The organism is Serinicoccus sediminis (assembly GCF_004153545.1).
GTDB lineage: Bacteria > Actinomycetota > Actinomycetes > Actinomycetales > Dermatophilaceae > Ornithinicoccus > Ornithinicoccus sediminis_A.
In genome coordinates, this window is record NZ_SDVA01000013.1 from 53967 (window position 1) to 72793 (window position 18827).

An 18827-nucleotide genomic window follows, 5' to 3' on the forward strand; every position below is an offset into this window, starting at 1 on the left:
CGGTCGTCGTGGGTCTGAGGGGTCGTGCTCATCGGTCCTCCCCGACGCGCAGGGCCTGCGCGAGGTTGGTGCGCCCGGCGAGCCAGGCGCTGGTGGTGACGGCGGTCAGGACGGTCAGGACCACCGCGCCGAGCACGGCGGCCAGCAGCGGCAGGTCGAGGTGGAGGGCGGGCTGGGCGGTGCCGCCGGTCAGCCCGGTGAGGTCGAGGCCGCGCAGCAGCACCCACGGCACGGCGAGCCCGAGCAGCGACCCGACGACGAGCGAGGTCACCAGCAGCGGGGCGAGCTCCCAGGCCGTGAGCGCCCGGGTCTGCCCCGGGGCCAGCCCGAGGGTGCGCAGGGTCGCGAGCAGCCGAGTCCGCGCGCCGGACCCCGTGAGCTGCACCACGACCACCGCCAGGACGGTCAGCAGCGCGGAGACCGCGGTCGCCCCGACGAACAGCTGCCGCAGCCCGGTCGTCACCGGTGCCTCGGTGAAGGTCTCCAGCCGGGACGACACCGTCGTCACCACGCCACCGGTGCCGACGACCTCCCGGACCGCCTCGGCGACCGCCTCCGGGTCGGCGCCGTCCTCGACCCCGATGAGCGTCGTCGACACGCTGGGCAAGCTCCCCCCGGCCGCGACCCACCGGTCCCCGTCGACGAGCACCCCGGCTCCGGTGACCCGCACGCCCGGGACCTCGTCGAGGTGGCCGAGCACCTCGACCTGCCCGAGGCCCGAGACGGCGACCTCGGTCGCGGCGTCGGGGACCACGTCGTCCGCCGAGCGCAGCGTCATCACCCCAGGTATGCCGTCGCCCGACCAGAACGCGGACGGCGGGCCGTCGACGAGGTCGGAGGAGGCATACACCTGCTCCACCTGCGGCTCGACCACCCAGACGCGGACGGCCTCCCGTTCACCGTCGACGACCAGGTCCTGGGTCGCGCCGCTGTCGGCGACGCCCCCGACGGCCCCGACCCCGGGGACGGCCCCGATCTCGGCGCGCAGCTCGTCGGTGAGGACGGGACCGGTGAGCCGCACCGGGGCGCCGTTCTCCTGCCATGCGGCGACCTGGGCGCCCCGGGTCACGGTCGACAGCAGCACCGCGCTGACGAGCGCGACGGCGGTGCCGAGGACGACGGCCAGGGTCGGGACGAGGCCACCGGCCGGGTCGCGCAGGGCGCGGGCCGACCCCAGGAACGGGGTGAGCGAGGGCCGGCCGCGCAGCACCCTCGTCAGCGCGGCCAGGGGGAGGGGGTAGAGGCGCAGGGTGAGGAGGCACGCGGCGAGCGCGAGCAGCACCGGGGTGGCCGCGGCCAGCAGGTCGATGCCCGTCGCGGCAGCATCGTCCCCGCGCGCCCCGCGCCCCAGCAGCCGCCAGGTCGCGACCCCGGCCAGCGCGACGACGGCGATCTCCACCACCCAGCGCCACCGGCTCCGGCTGCGACTGGCGAGGTCCTGGCGCCGCGTCAGCAGCGAGGCGTCGTCGACCGAGACGGCCAGCGCGAGCGACGGGACGAGCGCGACCACCCCCGAGACCACCCACTGCCACCAGGGGGTCGGCCCGGGCACGAGCAGCATCGCGGCGAGGTGCCCGAGCGCGGCGGCCGGCACCCCGAGCAGCACACCCTCGGCGGCGATGAGCCGGCGCAGCTGGGCCGGGGAGGCGCCCCGGGCGAGGGTCATCGCCAGGCTCTGCTGACGCCGCTGCACCACGAGCCGGGCGCCCAGCGCCGCGACGGCCAGGGCGACCCCGAGTGGGCCGGCCGCCACGACCGCCAGCATCGAGCTGGTCGCCCGCTGCTGGCCGGCGATGCGGTCGAGGGCCTCGGTGAGGTCGGTGGTGAAGAGGGGGAGCTGGGCGGCCCGCGCATCGCCCAGCTGGTCGGCCGTGGCGAGCGGGTGCTGGGCCGCCAGGAAGCCGTTGACCTGCGCGGTCAGCGCCTCGACCTGGCCGGTGGTGCCGGTGATCGCGGAGGGGTCGACGGGGTACCAGACGCGCATCGCGACGGTGGCCGGCGGACCGGTGCTGCCGCGGTTGTCCGGGGAGAGGAAGCCGGTGAGGAACGCGGCCTCGCCCCGGTTGGGGTCGTAGAGCGTGCCCATGACCGCGGCGTTGTCGACGTGCTGCCACCGGGGGTCGTCGGGGTCGCGGGGGACGTAGGTGCCGCTGACGACGAGGTCGGTCTGCGGCACCGTGTCGCCCACCCCGAGGTGCAGCTCCTGCGCCGTCTCCTCGAGGAGCACGACCGGCACCTCCGGGGCGTCCTCGGGCTCCTGCGGTCCGTCCGGAGGCGGCGGATCGTCCGCCGGCTCTCCCGCTCCCACCAGCGGTGACGGCCCGACGACCAGCTCGGGCCAGTCACCCTCGACGAGCTCCACGTGCTCGCGCAGGTCGGGGTCGACGGCGAGGCTGAGGGTCGCGGTGTAGTAGCCGGACTCGATGTCCGGGGTGAAGGGCACCTCCGACTGCAGCCGGGCCAGGAACTGCGGCGGGCCCAGCACGTCGCGCAGCGGTGCGGGCTGCTCGCTCCGGACCCGCTCCGCACCCTCGACCAGGGGCGCCCACCCGTCGGCGCCGGGGTCGCCGGTCAGGTCCTCGGCGCTGCCGAAGAAGACGGTGCGCTGCCAGTCGCCGCGCAGGTCGCGCTGCGCCGCGGACAGGGCGCCGATCTCCTGCTCGAGCTGTCGGCCCTGCACGTCGACGAGGCCGCGCGGCGCCGCCGTGAGCAGCAGGGCCACCAGGCCGATGAGGAGGGCCAGGCCGACCGACACCCAGGGGTCGGCGGCGAACTGGCGCCGGGCCAGCCGGCCCGCGCCCGGGGCCCGGGGTATGCGGTGCCGCGGGCTCACCGGATCTCCTCCCGGTAGCCGCGGTCCAGGGCCTGAGCCCGGACGCGCCGCGCGACCAGGAGCGTGAGGACACCGGCGCTGACCAGGGTGACGGCCAGCAGCACCGCCCACGGCAGCGCCTCCAGCCGGAGCGCCGCGGGGAGCCGGAGCCGGCCGGGGGCCGTGGTCGACGAGGCCAGCTCCGGCACCACCGCCCCGCCCACGAGCCAGCCGGCGACCAGGCCGAAGACCGCCGCGACCAGCACCACCCCGGCCAGCTCGAGGGCGCGCGAGCGCGCCTGGGCGGCGGGCGGCATCCCCAGCGCGCGGAGCACCGCGACCTCCGCGCGGCGTGCGGAGAGCAGGGTGGCCGCCACGGCCGCGACCCCGGTCAGCGCCAGCAGGACCGCGCCGGCCGAGGCGACCCAGAAGACCAGGCGGGCCGCGCTCGTCGCGTCCGTCACCGGGACCGTCCCCGGCCCGGTGACGGCGCGCAGGTCCTCGCGGGCGGCGAGGGCCTCGACGGCGGGCTCAGCCCCGGCGGAGGGGGCGGCCCAGACCTCGTCCGGCCAGGTGAGGCTGCGCTGCTTCTCGGCGAGGACGCGGGTCGCGACCCGGGAGTCCGCGAGGGCGGCGGTCTCGCCCTGCTGGCCGGGGAGTGCGGGCACGACCTGGGCGACCACCGCCGGCACGGTGGTGCCGACGAGGCGCAGGGCCACCGGGTCGCCGACGCCCAGGTCGGCCGCGTCGGCGGCCTGCCGGGTCAGCGCCAAGGGGACGGTGGCGGCCGGTGGATCGTCCTCGGGGGTGGTCGTCCCGGCGTCCTGCCCGAGCACCGGGGCGGCGCGGTAGGTCACGTCCGGTGCCACGGCGACCTCGAGCGGGTCCTGCCGCAGGTCTGGGACCTGCAGGTGCCAGGTGGCGGCGGTGGTGTCCACCCAGGGCGGGACGTCGACCTCGTCGGTGGTCACCTCGGGGTCGATGAACGGCAGGCCCGTGCCCCGGGAGCGCTCCACGACCTCGATCGTCGTCTCGAAGGACGGGTCCTCGACCGCCGCGGCCTCCTCGAGCAGCGGGGCGACCTGGTCACGGCTCGCCGCGGACGAGCTGCCCCACGCGTCCGTCCCCGTGAGCAGCTCCTCACCCCCGGCGGTCAGTCCGAGGTCGAGGTCGAGGGTGGTCGAGCTGTAGCCGGAGAAGAGGTCGGGCGGCACGTCCTCGGCCGTCCCCGGCGTGCTGACGGTCACCGAGCGGATCCGGTGCCCGCGCCCCTCGGGGAGCGCGAAACGCAGGTCGGCGGTCGTCCGGGCGGGGGTGGAGGTCCAGCCGCCCAGCGCCTGCGGGTCGTAGGACAGCTGCGGGCCGTCGGCCCGGACCGCCTCGGAGGTGACGGACGACGTCAGGCCGGTGGCGACATCCTCGACCAGCAGCGTCACGCGGAGCTCGACCGGCACCGCGGCGGCGGCCACCTCGCTGTCGAGCGTCTGGCGGATCGCGGCCCGGGAGTCGTCGAGGGCGTAGATGAAGGACCCCCCGGCCGCCTCGGTCTGCGCCGGGTCCCAGCCGACGGCGGCCAGGCCCTGGACGAGGCTCTCCTGCGTGTCCGGGAGCTGCTCGAGCCGGGCCAGCTCCCACGCGTCCGTCCCCCGCTCGACGACGAGCTCGGCGGTGATCTCGTCGGCGTCCTCGGGCACGGTGACGGCCGAGTCGGCCAGGGGCTCCCCGTCGACGCCCACCGCCCGGTCCAGCCCGGTAGGCACCAGACCACCCGGTATGCCCTGGGGCACGTTCGAGACCGCGCCGAGCCCGCCACCGGCGGTGCCGGTGGGGGCCAGGGTGAGGGGCACGTCGACGTCGCCGATGCGGGCGTCCGGGTCGGACCAGACGAGGGCTGCCGCGTCGACCTCCGGCAGCGCGGAGAGGTCCGGGGGCGGCTCGGGCACGACGCCCGGTGCGACGGTGGCGGGCGGGCGGACCAGGTCGGCCCGCAGCGGCGCGCCCTCCCGCACGGCCGCGAGGTCGTCCCGCAGCTGCGCGCTCGTGCCGGAGAAGAGCGCCGCCAGGGTGGTCGCGCCCGCGGCGAGCACGACGAGGACGACGGGCACGGCATACACCTGGAGCCGGCGGCTGACCTGCGCGGCCGCGAGGTGCTGCGCGGCGGCCCGGGCGGGCCGGGTGCCCAGCTCGAGCAGCCGGGTGAGCGGGCCCAGGAGGGCGGTGGCGAGCACGGCGCTGGCGGCGAGGAGCAGCGCCGGGGCGGCCCCGGCCACCAGGTCGGTGCCCAGGGAGCCGTCCGCGGTGCGGGTGAGCGGAGACCCCGCGCGGCGCAGCTGCCACCAGCTGAGCGCGGCCGCGCCGAGGACGAGGGTGACGGCGGCGACCGTGGTCGCGGCCCGGACCCGACCGGACCGGTCGGCCACCGCCGCGCCGCCGGAGAGGCGACGCGCCTGCAGCGCCGCGATGAGCCACAGGGTCAGGGTGATGCCGCCCAGCGTCAGGAGGGCGGCGACGACGAGCCGCCCCAGCAGCCCCTCGCCACCGGGCACGACCTGCATCGCCGCCCAGGCGGTGAGGGTGCCGAGCACGGCGCCGAGCACCGCGACGAGCACCGACTCGACCAGACCGGTCAGCAGGACCTGCCGGCGGGAGGCCCCGCGCGCGACGAGCAGCTGGGCCTGCGGCTCCCGGGTGGCGGCCAGCAGCCGGGCCAGCTGGGTGACCGCGAGCCCGGTGACGAGCACGAGCACCGACAGCGGGATGACCCCCAGGGCCCGGGCGGTGGCGAGGTTGGTCGACGCCTGGCCGGCGGTGGGGGCGAGGTCGCCCTCGACCTGCACCCCCCGGACGGCCACCCCGTCGGCGTCCCGCAGGTCCGAGCGCAGGCTCGCGGCGCCGGTCGCGAGGACGCCGAGGTCGTCGGGGGTGATGCGGTCGACGTCGGGCCGCACCGGCCAGCGCACGAAGGGCGACCCCAGCTGCTGCGCCAGCGCCTCGTCCACCACGAGCGGACCGAGGACGGCCCCGTCGTCGGCCGCCCCGGCGCGGACCAGCTCGTCGCCGAACCAGAAGGCGTCGGCGGGGTCGACCGGCTGCCAGAGCGCGGTGACCTCGACGGTGCGGTCGTCCACGGTGAGGGTGTCGCCGACCGACACGTCCAGCGCCCGCGCGGCCCCGACGTGCAGGGCGCCCGGCGCCGCGGCGTCCTCGCCGCCACCCTCGTCCCCCACGGGCCAGGTCCCCTCCAGGACCGTGACCAGGTCGCCGGGTGCCTCACCCGGCGCCAGCTCCGGGCCGCCGACGAGCACGAGCTCGCCGTCCACCTCCGCGCCGTCGACGGCGGCCGGGCGTGGCTCGGTCACCACGAGCCGGCCGACGGTGACCGGGGCAGGGGCGAAGGCCTGCGTGATGGTGCGCCGCGCCTGCTCGTCCTGGCGCCCCGGGTTCTCGGCGAGCCGGGTCTGCACCTGCACCCCGGTCTCGGTGGGCTCGCCCTCGGTCAGCGCGCCGCGGGCGGCGGTGCTGGCCGCGGCGGCGGAGTAGCCGACCGTCCCCGCGATGATCGCCGTCGTGACGGTCACGAGCGCGAGCAGCGTGAGCACCAGCCCCAGGGAGGACCGTGCCCGCGCCCTCGCGAAGCTCGCCCACGTCATACCCGTGGACCCTAGGCGGCCACGCGAGGACGACCTACACCGGCCGTCATGTCGGCCGGGGGTCAGCCCTGACGCTGGTCCACGATGCGGCGCGCCTTGCCGACCGAGCGCTCGACCCCGCCCTCGGCGAGCACGACCACCTGCGCGCTGGTGCCGATGCGCGACTTCACCTGGGCCGCGAGCTCGCGGCCCAGGCGCTCACGCTCCTCGCTGCCCAGCCCCGGCTCGCCCTCCACGTTGATGGTGAGCTGGTCCATCCGTCCTGGTCGGGACAGGACGCACTGGAAGTGCGGCGTCAGCCCGGGCAGCGCGAGCACCAGCTCCTCGATCTGCGTGGGGAAGACGTTGACCCCGCGGACGATCATGAGGTCGTCGCTGCGGCCGGTGATCTTGGCGAGCCGCCGCATACCGGGCCGGGCGGTGCCGGGGAGCAGCCGGGTGAGGTCGCGCGTGCGGTAGCGCAGCACCGGCATCGCCTCACGGGTCATCGCGGTGAGGACGAGCTCGCCCTCCTCGCCGTCCGGGACGGGCTCGTCGGTCAGCGGGTCGACGATCTCGGGGTAGAAGTGGTCCTCCCACAGCGTGAGCCCGTCCTTGGTCTCGACGCACTCCTGCGCGACGCCGGGCCCCATCATCTCGGAGAGCCCGAAGATGTCGGTCGCGTGCATGCCGCAGCGCTGCTCGATCTCGGCGCGCATGGCCTCCGTCCACGGCTCGGCCCCGAAGACGCCGACCTCCAGCGAGGTGCTGGCCGGGTCGACGCCGCGCTCGGTCATCGCGTCGACGAGGGCGAGGAAGTAGGACGGCGTGACCATGATGACGCGGGGCCCGAAGTCCTCGATGAGCTGCAGCTGCTTCTCGGTCTGCCCGCCGCTCATCGGGACGACGGTGCAGCCCAGCCGCTCGGCGCCGTAGTGGGCGCCCAGTCCGCCGGTGAACAGGCCGTAGCCGTAGGCGACGTGGACGAGGTCGCCCGGGCGGGTGCCGGCCGCGCGCAGCGACCGGGCGACGAGGCCGGCCCAGGTGTCGATGTCGCCCTGGGTGTAGCCCACGACGGTCGGGCGGCCGGTGGTGCCCGAGCTGGCGTGCACCCGGACGCAGCGCTCGCGGGGCACCGCGAACATCCCGAACGGGTAGTTCTCCCGCAGGTCGGCCTTGGTGGTGAAGGGGAGCAGGCGCACGTCGTCGAGGCTGCGGATGTCGTCGGGGTGCACACCGCGCTCGTCGAGCCGCCGGCGGTAGTGCGGCACCCCGTCGTAGGCACGCCGGACGCACTCCTGCAGCCGGGTCAGCTGGGTCGCGCGGAGCTGGTCGACCGACCAGGTCTCCGCCTCGTCGTGCAGGTCGGGTCGGGGTGCGATCTCGGGCAGCTGCGGCGACGCCATGACGGCAGGGTATGCCGTCGCTGCGACCCGCTCCCACCGGGCGTCGCCGGTGGACGTCTCTCGCGCGACGGACCGTCGCTCGTGGTGGTCCGTATGCCGCCCGGCGCGGCGGTCAGCGCCCCGGCTGAGGGCGCACCGCGCGGGAGTGCCCGCGGAACTCGGCGACGACGGCGTTGTCGGTGGCGCGGCATACCGTGACGTCCGTGATGCCGCTGCGGCCGTAGGTGACGCGCTCGACGGCCGTGGCGACGAGGACGTCGCCGAGGTGGGAGGGGAGGAGATAGGTGATGTCGCAGCTGGCGGCGACCGTGGTGCGCCCGGTGGCGTTGCAGGCCAGCGCGAAGGTGGAGTCGGCGAGGGCGAAGACGTAGCCGCCGTGGGCGATGGCGTGACCGTTGACCATGACGTCGGTGACGGTCATCCGGGTGCGGGCGCGGCCCAGGCGCCGCCCGGAGCCCGTCGTCTCCACGTCGAGGTCCAGCAGCTCGATGCCGAGCGCCGCCGACGCCTTGTCCTGCTCCCACATGCGCCGGACGTGGGTGAGGTCAGGGGCCGTCACGAGGCACAGCCCTCGGTGAGGGTGCGGGCGGGGCTCACAGCGCCTCGCTCGGTCGGTAGCGGCCACCGGGGTAGAGCCGGTCCAGCTCGACGAGCTGGGCCCGCACGGTCTCGGCGCCGATCTGGTCGAGCCACTGGTGCGGCCCGCACGGGTAGTTGGTGCCCAGCGTCATCGCGGTGTCGACGTCCTCGGCGGTCGCCTCGCCGCGGTGGACGAGGTCGACACCCTCGTTGACGAGCATGGCCAGGGTCCGGGCGACCGGGTCGGTGCGCAGCGGCCCGCCGACGAGCTCGGACGCGCGCCGCGCGTCGGGCTCGGCGTCGACCGCCGCGCCGTCGGCATACGTGAAGACGCCCTGCCCGCTCTTGCGCCCCAGCCGGCCCTCGCGCACCAGCCGGCGCTGCCAGTCGGTGGGCTCGTAGCGCGGGTCCTCGCCCGTCTGCCGCCAGACGGACTCGCCGACGGCGAAGTTGACGTCCTGGCCGATGAGGTCGGTGAGCTCGAACGGGCCCATGCGGAAGCCGGCGTCCCGCAGCGCCAGGTCGATGGTGGCCGGGTCGGCGACGCCCTCCTCCACCATGCGCTGCGCCTCGCCGTAGAACGGGCGGGCGACCCGGTTGACGATGAAGCCGGGGGTGGAGGTGCAGCGGACCGGCACCTTGCCCCACCGGCGCATCAGCTCGGACGCGGCGTCGAGGACTGCGGCGTCCGAGGCGCGCCCGGTGATGACCTCGACCAGCCTCATCAGCGGTGGCGGGTTGAAGAAGTGCAGCCCCACGACCCGCCCGGGGTGGGTCAGGGCGGGCGACGTGCCGCCGTGCATCGCCGCGTCGTGGCCGGTGGTCGCCCGCCCGACGATGTCGTCGATGGACAGCGAGGAGGTGTTGCTGGCCAGCACGGTGCGCGGGTCCTGGGCGCTCTCCAGCTGCCGGAAGATCGCCCGCTTGACGTCGAGGTGCTCGACGACCGCCTCGATGACGAGGCGGACGCCGGGCACGGTCGTCATGTCCGACGTCGTGTGCGGGGTGACCCGGCCCAGGGTGGCCCGGGCGTCGTCCTCGGTGACCTTGCCCTTGGCCACGAGCCGGTCGAAGGTCCGGCCCAGCCGGTCCACCGCGGCCTCGGCCGCGCCGGGCTGGGCGTCCACGAGGACCACCGGGTGCCCGGCCTGGGCCGCGACCTGCGCGATGCCGGCGCCCATCGCCCCCGCGCCGACGACGGCGACCGCGACCTGGTCGGGCGGGTCGAGGAGAGGGTGCGGTGAGGCGGAGTCGGCCGGCGCGGCCGTGGAGTCGGCCGGTGGGGCGGCGGTGCCCTCGGCCGGTGGGGCGGCGGTGCCCTCGGCCGACGGGGCGGCGCTGTCGCGGTGCGGCTCGGGTGCGTCGACGTCGATCACGGCACCCATGGTGCCAGCCCTCCTGCGGGCTGCGGACGAGGACCGACGCAGGCGGCCGTGCGCCGCGAGGTCTCGTCGAGAGGTCACCGGTGGGCGGGGAGACAGCCGACTCCCGGGACGTGCGCTGACATACTCGGGCGGCATGGGACTCGACATGGGGTTGGTGTATGTCCGTGGTGCCGCGATCCAGGACCTCGCCGCGATCGGGCTGGTCCCGACCGGGGAGCGGACGAGCGCGGACGTGGCGTCGGTCTCGGCGGACCGTGATCTCGTCGTGGCCCGGGCCTCCGGCGACTGGCTCCTGCTGGTCGGGCCGGAGCTGCTCATCGGCTTCGAGGACGAGATGATCGCCCGGGGACTCGACCGACAGGTGGTGGCGGCCATGCTCGGCGGCACCAGCGACACCTTCTCCTTCGCCCGTTGCGATCCGGACGGCACCCGTCGGCATGTGGTCGACTCCTCCGGCGAGCGGGTGGTGGACGAGGGGGCCGCGCTGCCCGCGGAGGCCGGGGTCGAGCGGCTGACCGAGGACACCACCCTGGGGCTCGCTGCCGAGGTCACGGGGGTGGACGTCTGGGACGTGTTCGCTCGGGAGGACTGGCAGGTGCTGGCCACGGGCGGTCCGGGCCAGGACGATGACGGCGGCGGGCTCAGGCAGACCGCGCCCCCGGCGCCGGGCCGTCCGGAGCCTCGGGTGGGGCGCGCGGCGCCGTCGGGCCGGACGGGCCGACGCAGAGGTCTCCTCGACCGGCTGCTCGGCCGCTGAGGCAGGGCTGAGACGGAGGGCTTGACCCTGACACGGTGTCAGGCTCTGGAGTGGGGTTGTCATGTTGAGTATCGGAGAGTTCGCCCGTCTGGCCGGGGTCTCGGTGCGGATGCTGCGCCACTACGACCGGCTGGGGCTGCTGCGCCCGCAGCGGGTCGACGCGTTCACCGGCTACCGCTCGTACGCCGCCGCCCAGCTGGGCCGCGCCAACCAGCTCGTCGGCCTCAAGGAGCTCGGGTTCACCCTCGAGCAGGTCGGGGTGCTGCTGGACGGCCGGCTGAGCGAGGTCGAGGTCGTCGCGCTGATGCGCGCCCGCCGCGACGAGCTCCGCGGGCAGATCGCGGCCGACGAGCAGCGGCTCGCGGCCATCGAGGCGAGGCTCCGATCGATCGAGAAGGAGAACCCCATGTCCGACTACGTCGAGACGTCGCTGCCCGGGCTCAGCCTCGTGCAGCTGTCCGTGCACATCGAGGAGATGGCGCAGATCGAGGAGGAGATCAGCGGCATGTTCCAGCGGGTCAACGAGGCGGTCGGGGCGCTGCCCCGCAGCGGGCCCGGCGTCGCCACCTACACCCTGGACGGCGACGGCATGGTCGCCGCCGCCGCGGAGCAGATCGGTGACGCGCCCACACCCGAGGGCCTCGAGGCCGCCACCGTCCCGCCGGCCCCGCGGGCGCTCACCGTGCGCTACACCGGCCGGGACCTGTCCGGCATCCAGCAGGCGTGGCAAGGGCTCGTCGCCGAGATGGAGGTGCGCGGCCTCACGCCGACGGGCACGAGCCGGGAGGTGTACGACGTCACGCCCTTCGACGGTGCGGGCGCCGGCTGGTCGGTGGACCTGCAGCAGCCGGTCGCCTGAGCAGCCGCGCGCTCCCGCTATCCACTGCGGGAAAGCGACGGCGCGCCCTCCCTCGCTCACCGCCCGGAGGTCGGGGCCGGTGCTCGTGGCGACCATCGGGGCTTTGGGGTCCGGCGCGCTGGAAAAGCGTCCCGTGGGAGTCGGGCAGGGTGCCGACGTCCACGGGACCTTCTTCGGCTGTGGACAGCGCGGCGATGGCCAGCGGATGGGGTGCCAGGCTGGGAGCTGCCCGGGGACGGCCGGCTGGCGTGAGCGCCTGCTGCTTCGAGGGCACGGAGAGGGTGACCCACGAGGGCGCGAGGGCACGGAGGGGACGCGTGAGAGGACAGAAGAGGTCCGTCGCTGCGCAGCGGCGGGCGTGGCGCCAGGGGGTGGGGAGACAGTTGGCCCGCAGGTATGCCGGGGTCGTCCGGCGAGCGGACCTGCTCGCCGCCGGCCTCACCGACCACGACATCCGTGCCGAGGTGGACCGCGGGGTGTGGCACGACGCGGGCCGGCACACGATCTGCGTCGGCACCGAGCAGCCTCAGGGCGAGGGGCTGCTGTGGCGCGCGGTGTGGGAGTCCGGCCCACGGGGATTCCTTGACGGCCCGAGCGCCCTGATCGCTGCCGGGCTCGCGCACTGGGAGGAGCCGCTCGTCCACGTGTCGATGCCCCGCAACGCCACGGTCACCGACGTGCCGGGCGTGCGTCACCACCACCTGAGAGACATCGGCCTTGTCATCCCCGTCGGGCTACGCCGCACGAGAGCCCAGGTGGCCGTGATCCGCGCGGCGGAGTGGGCCACGTCCGACCGCGCCGCTACCACCCTGGTCGCCATGACGGTGCAGCAGCGCCTGGTCGCTCCTGGCTCCGTGCTGGAGCGCTGGTCGCAGACCAGGCGCTCGAGGCGGCGGGCGCTGCTCGACACGGTGATCCGTGACGTCTGCGACGGCGCTCACTCCATCAACGAGCTCGACGTCGTGCGGGCCTGTCGTCGGCGCGGGCTGCCTGAGCCCTCGCGGCAGCAGGTGCGGTCGATCTCCGGGGGCACGGTCTATCTCGACCTGTTCTGGGACGACTACGACGTGCACGCGGAGGTCCAGGGCGCCCATCACCTGTGGGGCCTCAACGGGGTGGACGACGCGGTGCGCGGCAACGCGGTCGCGGTGGCGGATCGGGGTGTCGTCAGCCTGCAGATCCCGGTCCTGGGCTGGCGTCTGCAGCCCGAGGTCTTCCTCGATCAGATCGACGCCGCACTCCGAGGTGGAGGATGGGCGGCGTGAGCTGTGGTCGGGTCACCTGACCTGCAGCAAGCCTCCGTCCGCCCGCCTGCCGAGCGAGCCGGTCTCGTCAGCCCACCTGTCGGGCGACCCAGTCGCGCCCGGCCCACCTTCCGGACGACGCGGGGACGGTGGCAACCCACCGCATGGCAGCCCCGCGACCTTGCTGCCACGCCGCCGTGCGACCGCGTCGTCCTCGTCGTTACGCTGAGGATCATGGCTGAGACCGCGACGACGTCTTCCGCGCACCCGCTGCTCGACACCCACCGCGAGACCCTGGAGGCCGCCACCCGGGCGTGGCGCGAGCGCAGCTACTTCAGCCGCTACCCCGAGTCCCCGAGCCCCCGGGTGTATGGCGAGGACGCGCCGGAGCGCGGTCAGCTCGCCCACCAGGAGGCGCTCAACAAGGACTTCGAGGGCCTCGCGGAGCAGCCCACGACCGGCCGCAGCGTCGGCTCGGAGAGGAGCCCGTACGGCCCGACGCTGGGCGTGCGCTACCCCGAGCTCGACGTCGATGCCGCGATGGAGGCGGCCCAGCAGGCAGTGCCCGCCTGGCGGGACGCCGGCGCGCAGGTCCGCGCGGCCGTGCTCACCGAGGTCATCGAGCGGATCAACGCGCGCTCGCACGAGATGGCGCACGCGGTCATGCACACCTCCGGCCAGCCGTTCGTCATGTCCTTCCAGGCCGGCGGCCCGCACGCCCAGGACCGCGCGCTCGAGGCGGTCGTCGTGGCGCTGGAGGAGCAGGAGCGGGTCCCGGCGTCGGTGACCTGGGAGAAGCCGGCCAAGGGCGAGCCCATCCGCATGCAGAAGGACTATCGCGTCGTCCCCCGCGGCGTGGGTCTCGTCATCGGCTGCAACACCTTCCCCACGTGGAACGCCTATCCCGGCATCTTCGCCTCGCTGGCCACCGGCAACCCGGTGGTCGTCAAGCCGCACCCGCAGGCGATCCTGCCCCTCGCGCTCACCGTGCAGATCGCCCGCGAGGTGCTCGCCGAGGCCGGCTTCGACCCGGCCCTGGTCCAGCTGGCCGCCGAGGACGACGGCGGCACCCTGGCCAAGGACCTCGCCCTGCACCCCGCGGTGAAGATCATCGACTACACCGGCGGGCCCGGCTTCGGCCACTGGCTGGAGACCGAGGCGGCCGGCGCCGGCAAGCTCGTCTACACCGAGAAGGCCGGCCTCAACACGGTCGTCGTCGACTCCACCGACGACCTGCGCGGCATGCTCGGCAACCTCGCCTTCTCCTTCTCGCTCTACTCCGGCCAGATGTGCACCGCCCCGCAGAACGTCTACGTCCCTCCGACGGTGCGCACCGACGAGGGCGAGCTGAGCGCCGAGGAGTTCGCCGGCCGCCTCGGCGAGGCGATCAGCCGGTTCAACGGTGACGACGCCAAGGCGGTCGAGATCCTCGGCGCGACGGTCAACGACGAGGTCCGCGGCCGGGTCACCGACATCCCGGCCCTGGCCGAGCAGCTCGGCGGCGACGTCGTCCTGGACTCCCGCGCGGTCACCCACCCGAGCTACCCCGACGCCGTCGTGCGCACCCCCGCCCTCATCGGGGTCGACGCCGGCAACGAGGCGGCATACACCAACGAGTGCTTCGGCCCGGTCGCCTTCGTCGTGCGCACCGCGGACACGGGCGAGTCGCTGGGCCGCTTCGCGCAGACCGTCAGCGAGCACGGCGGGATGACGGCAGCGGTCTACTCCACCGACGAGCAGGTCCTGGACGACGCGCGCGAGGCCGCGGCCGACGCCGGGGTGGCGCTCTCGGAGAACCTCACGGGCCAGGTCTTCGTCAACCAGACGGCCGCGTTCTCGGACCTGCACGGCACCGGCGCCAACCCGGCGGCCAACGCCGCCTACTCGGACGCCGCCTTCGTCTCCAACCGGTTCCGCGTCATCACCAGCCGGCGCCACGTCTGAGGCCTGAGGGTATGCCGACCGCCGACCGCCCCTCCGCGTCACCGTCCGTCGACGGGGGCGTCGAGGTCGAGCCGGCCGCGGTCCGCCTGCGCGCCGTCACCGACGGCGTGGTCATGCTCGCCGGCCTGTCGGGGCTGCGCGGCCGGGACCCCGACGAGGCCGTCCTCGCGCTGCTGGCCCTGGTCGAGCAGGCGTTCGCCGCCGGGCGGCACCGGGTGGAGGCGGAGGTCCGGGCCGACGACGTCGACACCCGGCGCACCCTGCAGCGAGCGGGCCTGCGCCCCGAGGGTGTGAGCCGCGGGCGGGGCACGAACGGCAGCGGCGTGCCGGTCGACCTGCTGCGCCTGGCGCGCCTCGTCGACGACCCGGCGCCGGGCGAGCCGGGGGCCTTCCTCGGCATGCTCAACGCCACGCTGCCGCGCAAGAGGCTCATCGCGCAGGGCCTCATCCGCGACGACCAGGGCCGGGTCCTGCTCTGCGAGCTGACCTACAAGACCGACTGGGACCTGCCCGGCGGGGTCGTCGACCCCCACGAGTCGCCGCGGCACACCATCCAGCGCGAGCTGCGCGAGGAGCTGGGCGTGGACCTGCCCGTCGGCGACCTGCTCACGGTCAACTGGCTGCCGCCCTACAAGCAGTGGGACGACGCGCTGCTGCTCGTGCACGACCTGGGCACGCACCCGGACCTCGCGGAGCGCGCGCAGCTGCAGCGCAGCGAGCTCCGGGCGGTCCACTGGGTGCGGCCGCAGGACGTCGACCAGCACGTCGCGCCCTACGTCGCGCGGCACCTGCACTCGGTGCTCGCCGACGGCCCGGGCGAGCTGGAGGACGGGCTGCCCGTCTGAGCAGGCGCGCGGGTCGGCGTCAGGACGACGCGGCCCGACGACGGTCTCCCATCTGAGGGGTGCGGTCGCGGCCGGTGGCTGGCAGGATGCGCGCATGACCACCGCCGCGCGTCCCGTGCAGACCGCCCGCACCACCACCGCCGTCCGCGAGGCGGGCGACCCCGCCGCGCCGACCCTGCTGCTCATCCACGGCAACGTCTCGTCCTCGGCCTTCTTCGACCGGCTCATCGAGGACCTCTCCGCCGACTTCCGGGTGATCGCGCCCGACTACCGGGGGTATGGCGACTCCGCGCGGGCGACCATCGACGCCACCCGCGGGATGGCCGACCTCTCCGACGACGTCGCGGCGCTGCTCGACACCCTGGGCGTCGAGGGCGCCGTGGACGTGCTCGGCTGGTCCGCCGGCGGCAACGTCGCGCTGCAGCTGGCGATGGACCACCCGCACCGGGTGCGCCGCCTCGTGCTGGAGGCCCCGGGCAGCCCGTTCGGCTTCGGCGGCAGCACCGGGCTGGACGGCCGCCCGGTGGCCGACGACTTCGCCGGCAGCGGCGGCGGCACCGCCAACCCGGCCTTCTGCGAGGCGCTCCAGGCGGGGGACCGCGGCGAGGAGCCGACGAGCCCGCGGACCACGCTGCGCACGTTCTACGTCAAGCCCGGGTTCACCTTCGCGCCCGACGTGGAGGAGGCATACCTGGACGCGATGCTGCAGACCTCCGTCGGCGACGACGTCTACCCCGGCGACACGACGACCAGCGAGAACTGGCCCGGCGTGGCCCCCGGCACGACGGGGATGAACAACGCGCTGTCCCCGAAGTACCTCGACCAGTCCGGCTTCGCCGACCTCGACCCCGCCCCACCGGTGCTGTGGATCCGCGGCGACGCCGACCAGATCGTCTCCGACACCTCGATGTTCGACCTCGCCCAGCTGGGCAAGCTCGGCGCGGTGCCCGGCTACCCGGGGGAGGACGTCTGCCCGACGCAGCCGATGGTGAGCCAGGTGCGCGCGGTGCTCGAGCGGGCGGGCGCGTTCACCGAGGTGGTCTACGAGGACTGCGGGCACAGCCCCCACCTGGAGCACCCGGAGCGCTTCGCCCAGGACGTCCGGGCCTTCCTGCAGGGCTGACCTGCCTGTGTGGACATAGGTTTCTGGGACCCGTCGCCCAGAAACCGATGTCCAGAACGCGGGGGCAGCTGTGTCCAGAGCGTGGCGGCTAGGGGTCGGGGGTATGCCCCTCGTCAGGAGGGCAGCGGCGTCGCCAGCGCGGCGTCCAGGGCGATGGTGACCATGTCGGCGAAGGTCTGCTCGCGCTCCTGAGCGCTGGTCTCCTCACCGGTGACGATGTGGTCGGAGACGGTGCACACCGCCAGCGCCTGCCGGCCGTGCTGCGCGGCGAGGGTGTAGATCTCGGCGGCCTCCATCTCGACCGCCACGACGCCGTACTCCACGACCTTCTGGGTGAGCTCTGGCCGGGAGTGGTAGAAGCTGTCCGAGGAGAAGACCGTGCCCACCAGGTGCGGGGCCTCGGCCGCCTCGGCCGCCTCCACCGCGGCCCGCAGCAGCCCGAAGTCTGCCGTCGCCGGGTAGTGGTAGCCGCCGAAGCGCAGGCTGTTCATCGAGCTGTCCGTCGCCGCCGCCTGCGCCAGGACCACGTCGCGCACCGCGAGCCGCTCGGTGAGCGCCCCGCAGGAGCCGACGCGGACGAGCTGCTGCACGTCATACTCGTCGATCAGCTCGTTGACGTAGATCGACGCCGACGGCTGGCCCATGCCGGTGCCCTGGACCGACACGCGCTCGCCGCGGTAGGTGCCGGTGAAGCCGAGCATGCCGCGCACCTCGGAGTAGCAGACGGCGTCGTCGAGGAAGTTCTCGGCGATCCAGCGGGCGCGCAGCGGGTCGCCGGGCAGCAGGACACGGGGGGCGATCTGGCCGGGCTCGGCGGCGATGTGGGTGCTCACGCCCCTCAGGGTATGCCGTGCCCGCCGGCGCGCCCAGCGCCCGGCGACCCGCTCCCAGGCCGCAGGTGCTCGACCGGCCGGGGCGGGCCCGCGCGGGTACCGTCGAAGGATGGGTCGACACGCTGTCCGGGGCCGTGGTCCGCTGCTCGCCGCCGCGGTGTCGCTGGCGCTGGTGCTGGCGGGGTGCGCGGGCGGGGCCGACGAGGATGCGCCGACAGGGGACGACGGGCAGGGTGGTTCCGAGCAGGGGTCAGCCGCGCAGGCCGGCTCGTCCGGGGACGACGTCGATGGCGAGGGCGTCCCGGCGTTGGAGGTCGAGGTCGTCGCCGAGGGGCTCGCGCTGCCGTGGGACGTGCAGCTGCTGCCCGACGGCACGGCCCTGGTGACCGAGCGCGGGGGCAGGCTGCTGGCGCTGGACGACGGCGTGGTCCGCGAGGTGGCCATCGACATCCCCGACCTCTTCGTCGGGTCGGAGTCCGGGCTGATGGGGATGGCGCTGTCGCCGGAGGGCGACACGGCATACCTCTGCCACGCGACGCAGTCCGGCGGGCAGCCGCAGGACGTCCGGGTCACCCGCTGGCAGCTGGACGACGGCGCGACCCGGGCGAGCGCGGACGGCGTCGTCGTGGACGGCATGCCGATCACCTCCGGGCGGCACGGCGGGTGTCGGCTGCTGCTGGAGGACGGCACGCTCTACGTCGGCACGGGCGACGCGGCCGACGAGGCCAACCCGCAGTCGCTGGACTCCCTCGGCGGCAAGGTGCTGGCGGTGACGCCCGAGGGGGAGCCGCTGCCGGACGCGCCCTTCGTCGACGGCGACCCGCGCATCCTCACCTACGGGCACCGCAACGTGCAGGGGCTCGCCGCGCAGCCGGGCAGCCAGACGATCTGGTCGGTGGAGCACGGCTCGTCGGTCGACGACGAGGTCAACGTGCTGGAGCCGGGGGCGAACTACGGGTGGGCTCCGGGGCCGGGCTACGACGAGTCGGTGCCGATGACCGACACCGAGCGCTTCCCCGACGCGGTCGAGCCGGCGTGGAGCACCGGCGACCGGACGCACGCGACCAGCGGCGCGGCCTTCCTCGAGGGCGAGGGGTGGGGCGCCTGGGAGGGCGCGCTCGCGGTGGCCGAGCTCAAGGACGAGGGCGTCACGGTGCTGCAGGTCGACGGCGAGCAGGTGGTCGGCGAGGCGCGGATGGCCGAGCTCGAGGGCGACTACGGCCGGCTGCGCTCGCTCACCCTGGACGACGACGGCGCGCTCTGGGTGACGACCTCGAACGGCGAGGGCGACGTGGTCCTCCGCGTCACCCCCGCACCGGACGCGCGCTAGGGCCGCACCGGACGCGCGGTCAGACCACACCGGACGCGCGGTCAGACCACACCGGACGCGCCGTCAGACCACACCGGACGC

General features: G+C 75.1%; 13 protein-coding genes. 7 read left to right on the forward strand and 6 right to left on the reverse strand.

Going from position 1 to position 18827, the window contains the following annotated elements:
- Window positions 1-28: 28 nt before the first annotated feature.
- From EUS26_RS12570 to EUS26_RS12590, 5 genes are all read right to left on the reverse strand, one after another.
- Window positions 29-2833 (reverse strand): FtsX-like permease family protein, encoded by a 2805-nt coding sequence (locus tag EUS26_RS12570; RefSeq protein WP_130014176.1) that lies wholly within the window; start codon window positions 2831-2833, stop codon window positions 29-31.
- Window positions 2830-6462 (reverse strand): FtsX-like permease family protein, encoded by a 3633-nt coding sequence (locus EUS26_RS12575; protein ID WP_130014177.1) that lies wholly within the window; start codon window positions 6460-6462, stop codon window positions 2830-2832. The genes EUS26_RS12570 and EUS26_RS12575 overlap by 4 nt, the downstream gene beginning before the upstream one ends.
- A 62-nt stretch (window positions 6463-6524) precedes the next feature.
- Window positions 6525-7847 (reverse strand): phenylacetate--CoA ligase PaaK, encoded by a 1323-nt coding sequence (gene paaK, locus EUS26_RS12580; protein WP_202865139.1) that lies wholly within the window; start codon window positions 7845-7847, stop codon window positions 6525-6527.
- A gap of 112 nt (window positions 7848-7959) precedes the next feature.
- Window positions 7960-8406, reverse strand: a complete 447-nt coding sequence (paaI, locus tag EUS26_RS12585; RefSeq protein WP_238148970.1) for a hydroxyphenylacetyl-CoA thioesterase PaaI — start codon at window positions 8404-8406, stop codon at window positions 7960-7962.
- 34 nt (window positions 8407-8440) lie between these two features.
- Window positions 8441-9811: a 3-hydroxyacyl-CoA dehydrogenase NAD-binding domain-containing protein gene (locus tag EUS26_RS12590; RefSeq protein WP_130014178.1), complete on the reverse strand. Its 1371-nt coding sequence runs from the start codon at window positions 9809-9811 to the stop codon at window positions 8441-8443.
- A gap of 133 nt (window positions 9812-9944) precedes the next feature.
- Here EUS26_RS12590 and EUS26_RS12595 point away from each other — a divergent pair, with 133 nt between their 5' ends.
- The 6 genes from EUS26_RS12595 to EUS26_RS12620 all read left to right on the forward strand — a co-directional run bounded on the left by EUS26_RS12595 (window position 9945) and on the right by EUS26_RS12620 (window position 16583).
- The gene (locus tag EUS26_RS12595) at window positions 9945-10568 is read left to right on the forward strand and encodes a hypothetical protein (protein ID WP_130014179.1); all 624 of its coding nucleotides are present in this window, start codon (window positions 9945-9947) and stop codon (window positions 10566-10568) included.
- A gap of 61 nt (window positions 10569-10629) precedes the next feature.
- Window positions 10630-11427, forward strand: a complete 798-nt coding sequence (locus EUS26_RS12600; RefSeq protein ID WP_130014180.1) for a MerR family transcriptional regulator — start codon at window positions 10630-10632, stop codon at window positions 11425-11427.
- 383 nt (window positions 11428-11810) lie between these two features.
- Window positions 11811-12692, forward strand: a complete 882-nt coding sequence (locus EUS26_RS12605) for a hypothetical protein (RefSeq protein ID WP_130014181.1) — start codon at window positions 11811-11813, stop codon at window positions 12690-12692.
- A gap of 213 nt (window positions 12693-12905) precedes the next feature.
- Window positions 12906-14615 (forward strand): phenylacetic acid degradation protein PaaN, encoded by a 1710-nt coding sequence (paaN, locus tag EUS26_RS12610; protein ID WP_130014182.1) that lies wholly within the window; start codon window positions 12906-12908, stop codon window positions 14613-14615.
- Window positions 14616-14626: 11 nt separating this feature from the next.
- Complete coding sequence (locus EUS26_RS17365) at window positions 14627-15460, forward strand: NUDIX hydrolase (RefSeq protein ID WP_238148971.1); 834 nt, start codon at window positions 14627-14629, stop codon at window positions 15458-15460.
- Between the two features lie 94 nt (window positions 15461-15554).
- Window positions 15555-16583, forward strand: coding sequence for an alpha/beta fold hydrolase (locus EUS26_RS12620; RefSeq protein WP_130014183.1), 1029 nt, complete (start codon window positions 15555-15557; stop codon window positions 16581-16583).
- 113 nt (window positions 16584-16696) lie between these two features.
- On the opposite strand, the gene deoD is transcribed toward EUS26_RS12620, so the two are convergent.
- Window positions 16697-17416, reverse strand: a complete 720-nt coding sequence (gene deoD, locus EUS26_RS12625; RefSeq protein WP_130014184.1) for a purine-nucleoside phosphorylase — start codon at window positions 17414-17416, stop codon at window positions 16697-16699.
- Between the two features lie 109 nt (window positions 17417-17525).
- On the opposite strand from deoD, the gene EUS26_RS12630 reads away from it, so the two are divergent.
- Window positions 17526-18746, forward strand: a complete 1221-nt coding sequence (locus tag EUS26_RS12630) for a PQQ-dependent sugar dehydrogenase (protein WP_130014185.1) — start codon at window positions 17526-17528, stop codon at window positions 18744-18746.
- Window positions 18747-18827 lie beyond the last annotated feature (81 nt).

Excerpts from the sequence above, each read along its gene's own strand:
- EUS26_RS12575 (WP_130014177.1), bottom strand. The coding sequence starts at position 6,462 with ATGACGTGGGCGAGCTTCGCGAGGGCGCGGGCACGGTCCTCCCTGGGG.
- paaK (WP_202865139.1), bottom strand. The coding sequence starts at position 7,847 with ATGGCGTCGCCGCAGCTGCCCGAGATCGCACCCCGACCCGACCTGCAC.
- EUS26_RS12590 (WP_130014178.1), bottom strand. The coding sequence starts at position 9,811 with ATGGGTGCCGTGATCGACGTCGACGCACCCGAGCCGCACCGCGACAGC.
- EUS26_RS12595 (WP_130014179.1), top strand. The coding sequence starts at position 9,945 with ATGGGACTCGACATGGGGTTGGTGTATGTCCGTGGTGCCGCGATCCAG.
- EUS26_RS12600 (WP_130014180.1), top strand. The coding sequence starts at position 10,630 with ATGTTGAGTATCGGAGAGTTCGCCCGTCTGGCCGGGGTCTCGGTGCGG.
- paaN (WP_130014182.1), top strand. The coding sequence starts at position 12,906 with ATGGCTGAGACCGCGACGACGTCTTCCGCGCACCCGCTGCTCGACACC.
- EUS26_RS17365 (WP_238148971.1), top strand. The coding sequence starts at position 14,627 with ATGCCGACCGCCGACCGCCCCTCCGCGTCACCGTCCGTCGACGGGGGC.
- EUS26_RS12620 (WP_130014183.1), top strand. The coding sequence starts at position 15,555 with ATGACCACCGCCGCGCGTCCCGTGCAGACCGCCCGCACCACCACCGCC.
- EUS26_RS12630 (WP_130014185.1), top strand. The coding sequence starts at position 17,526 with ATGGGTCGACACGCTGTCCGGGGCCGTGGTCCGCTGCTCGCCGCCGCG.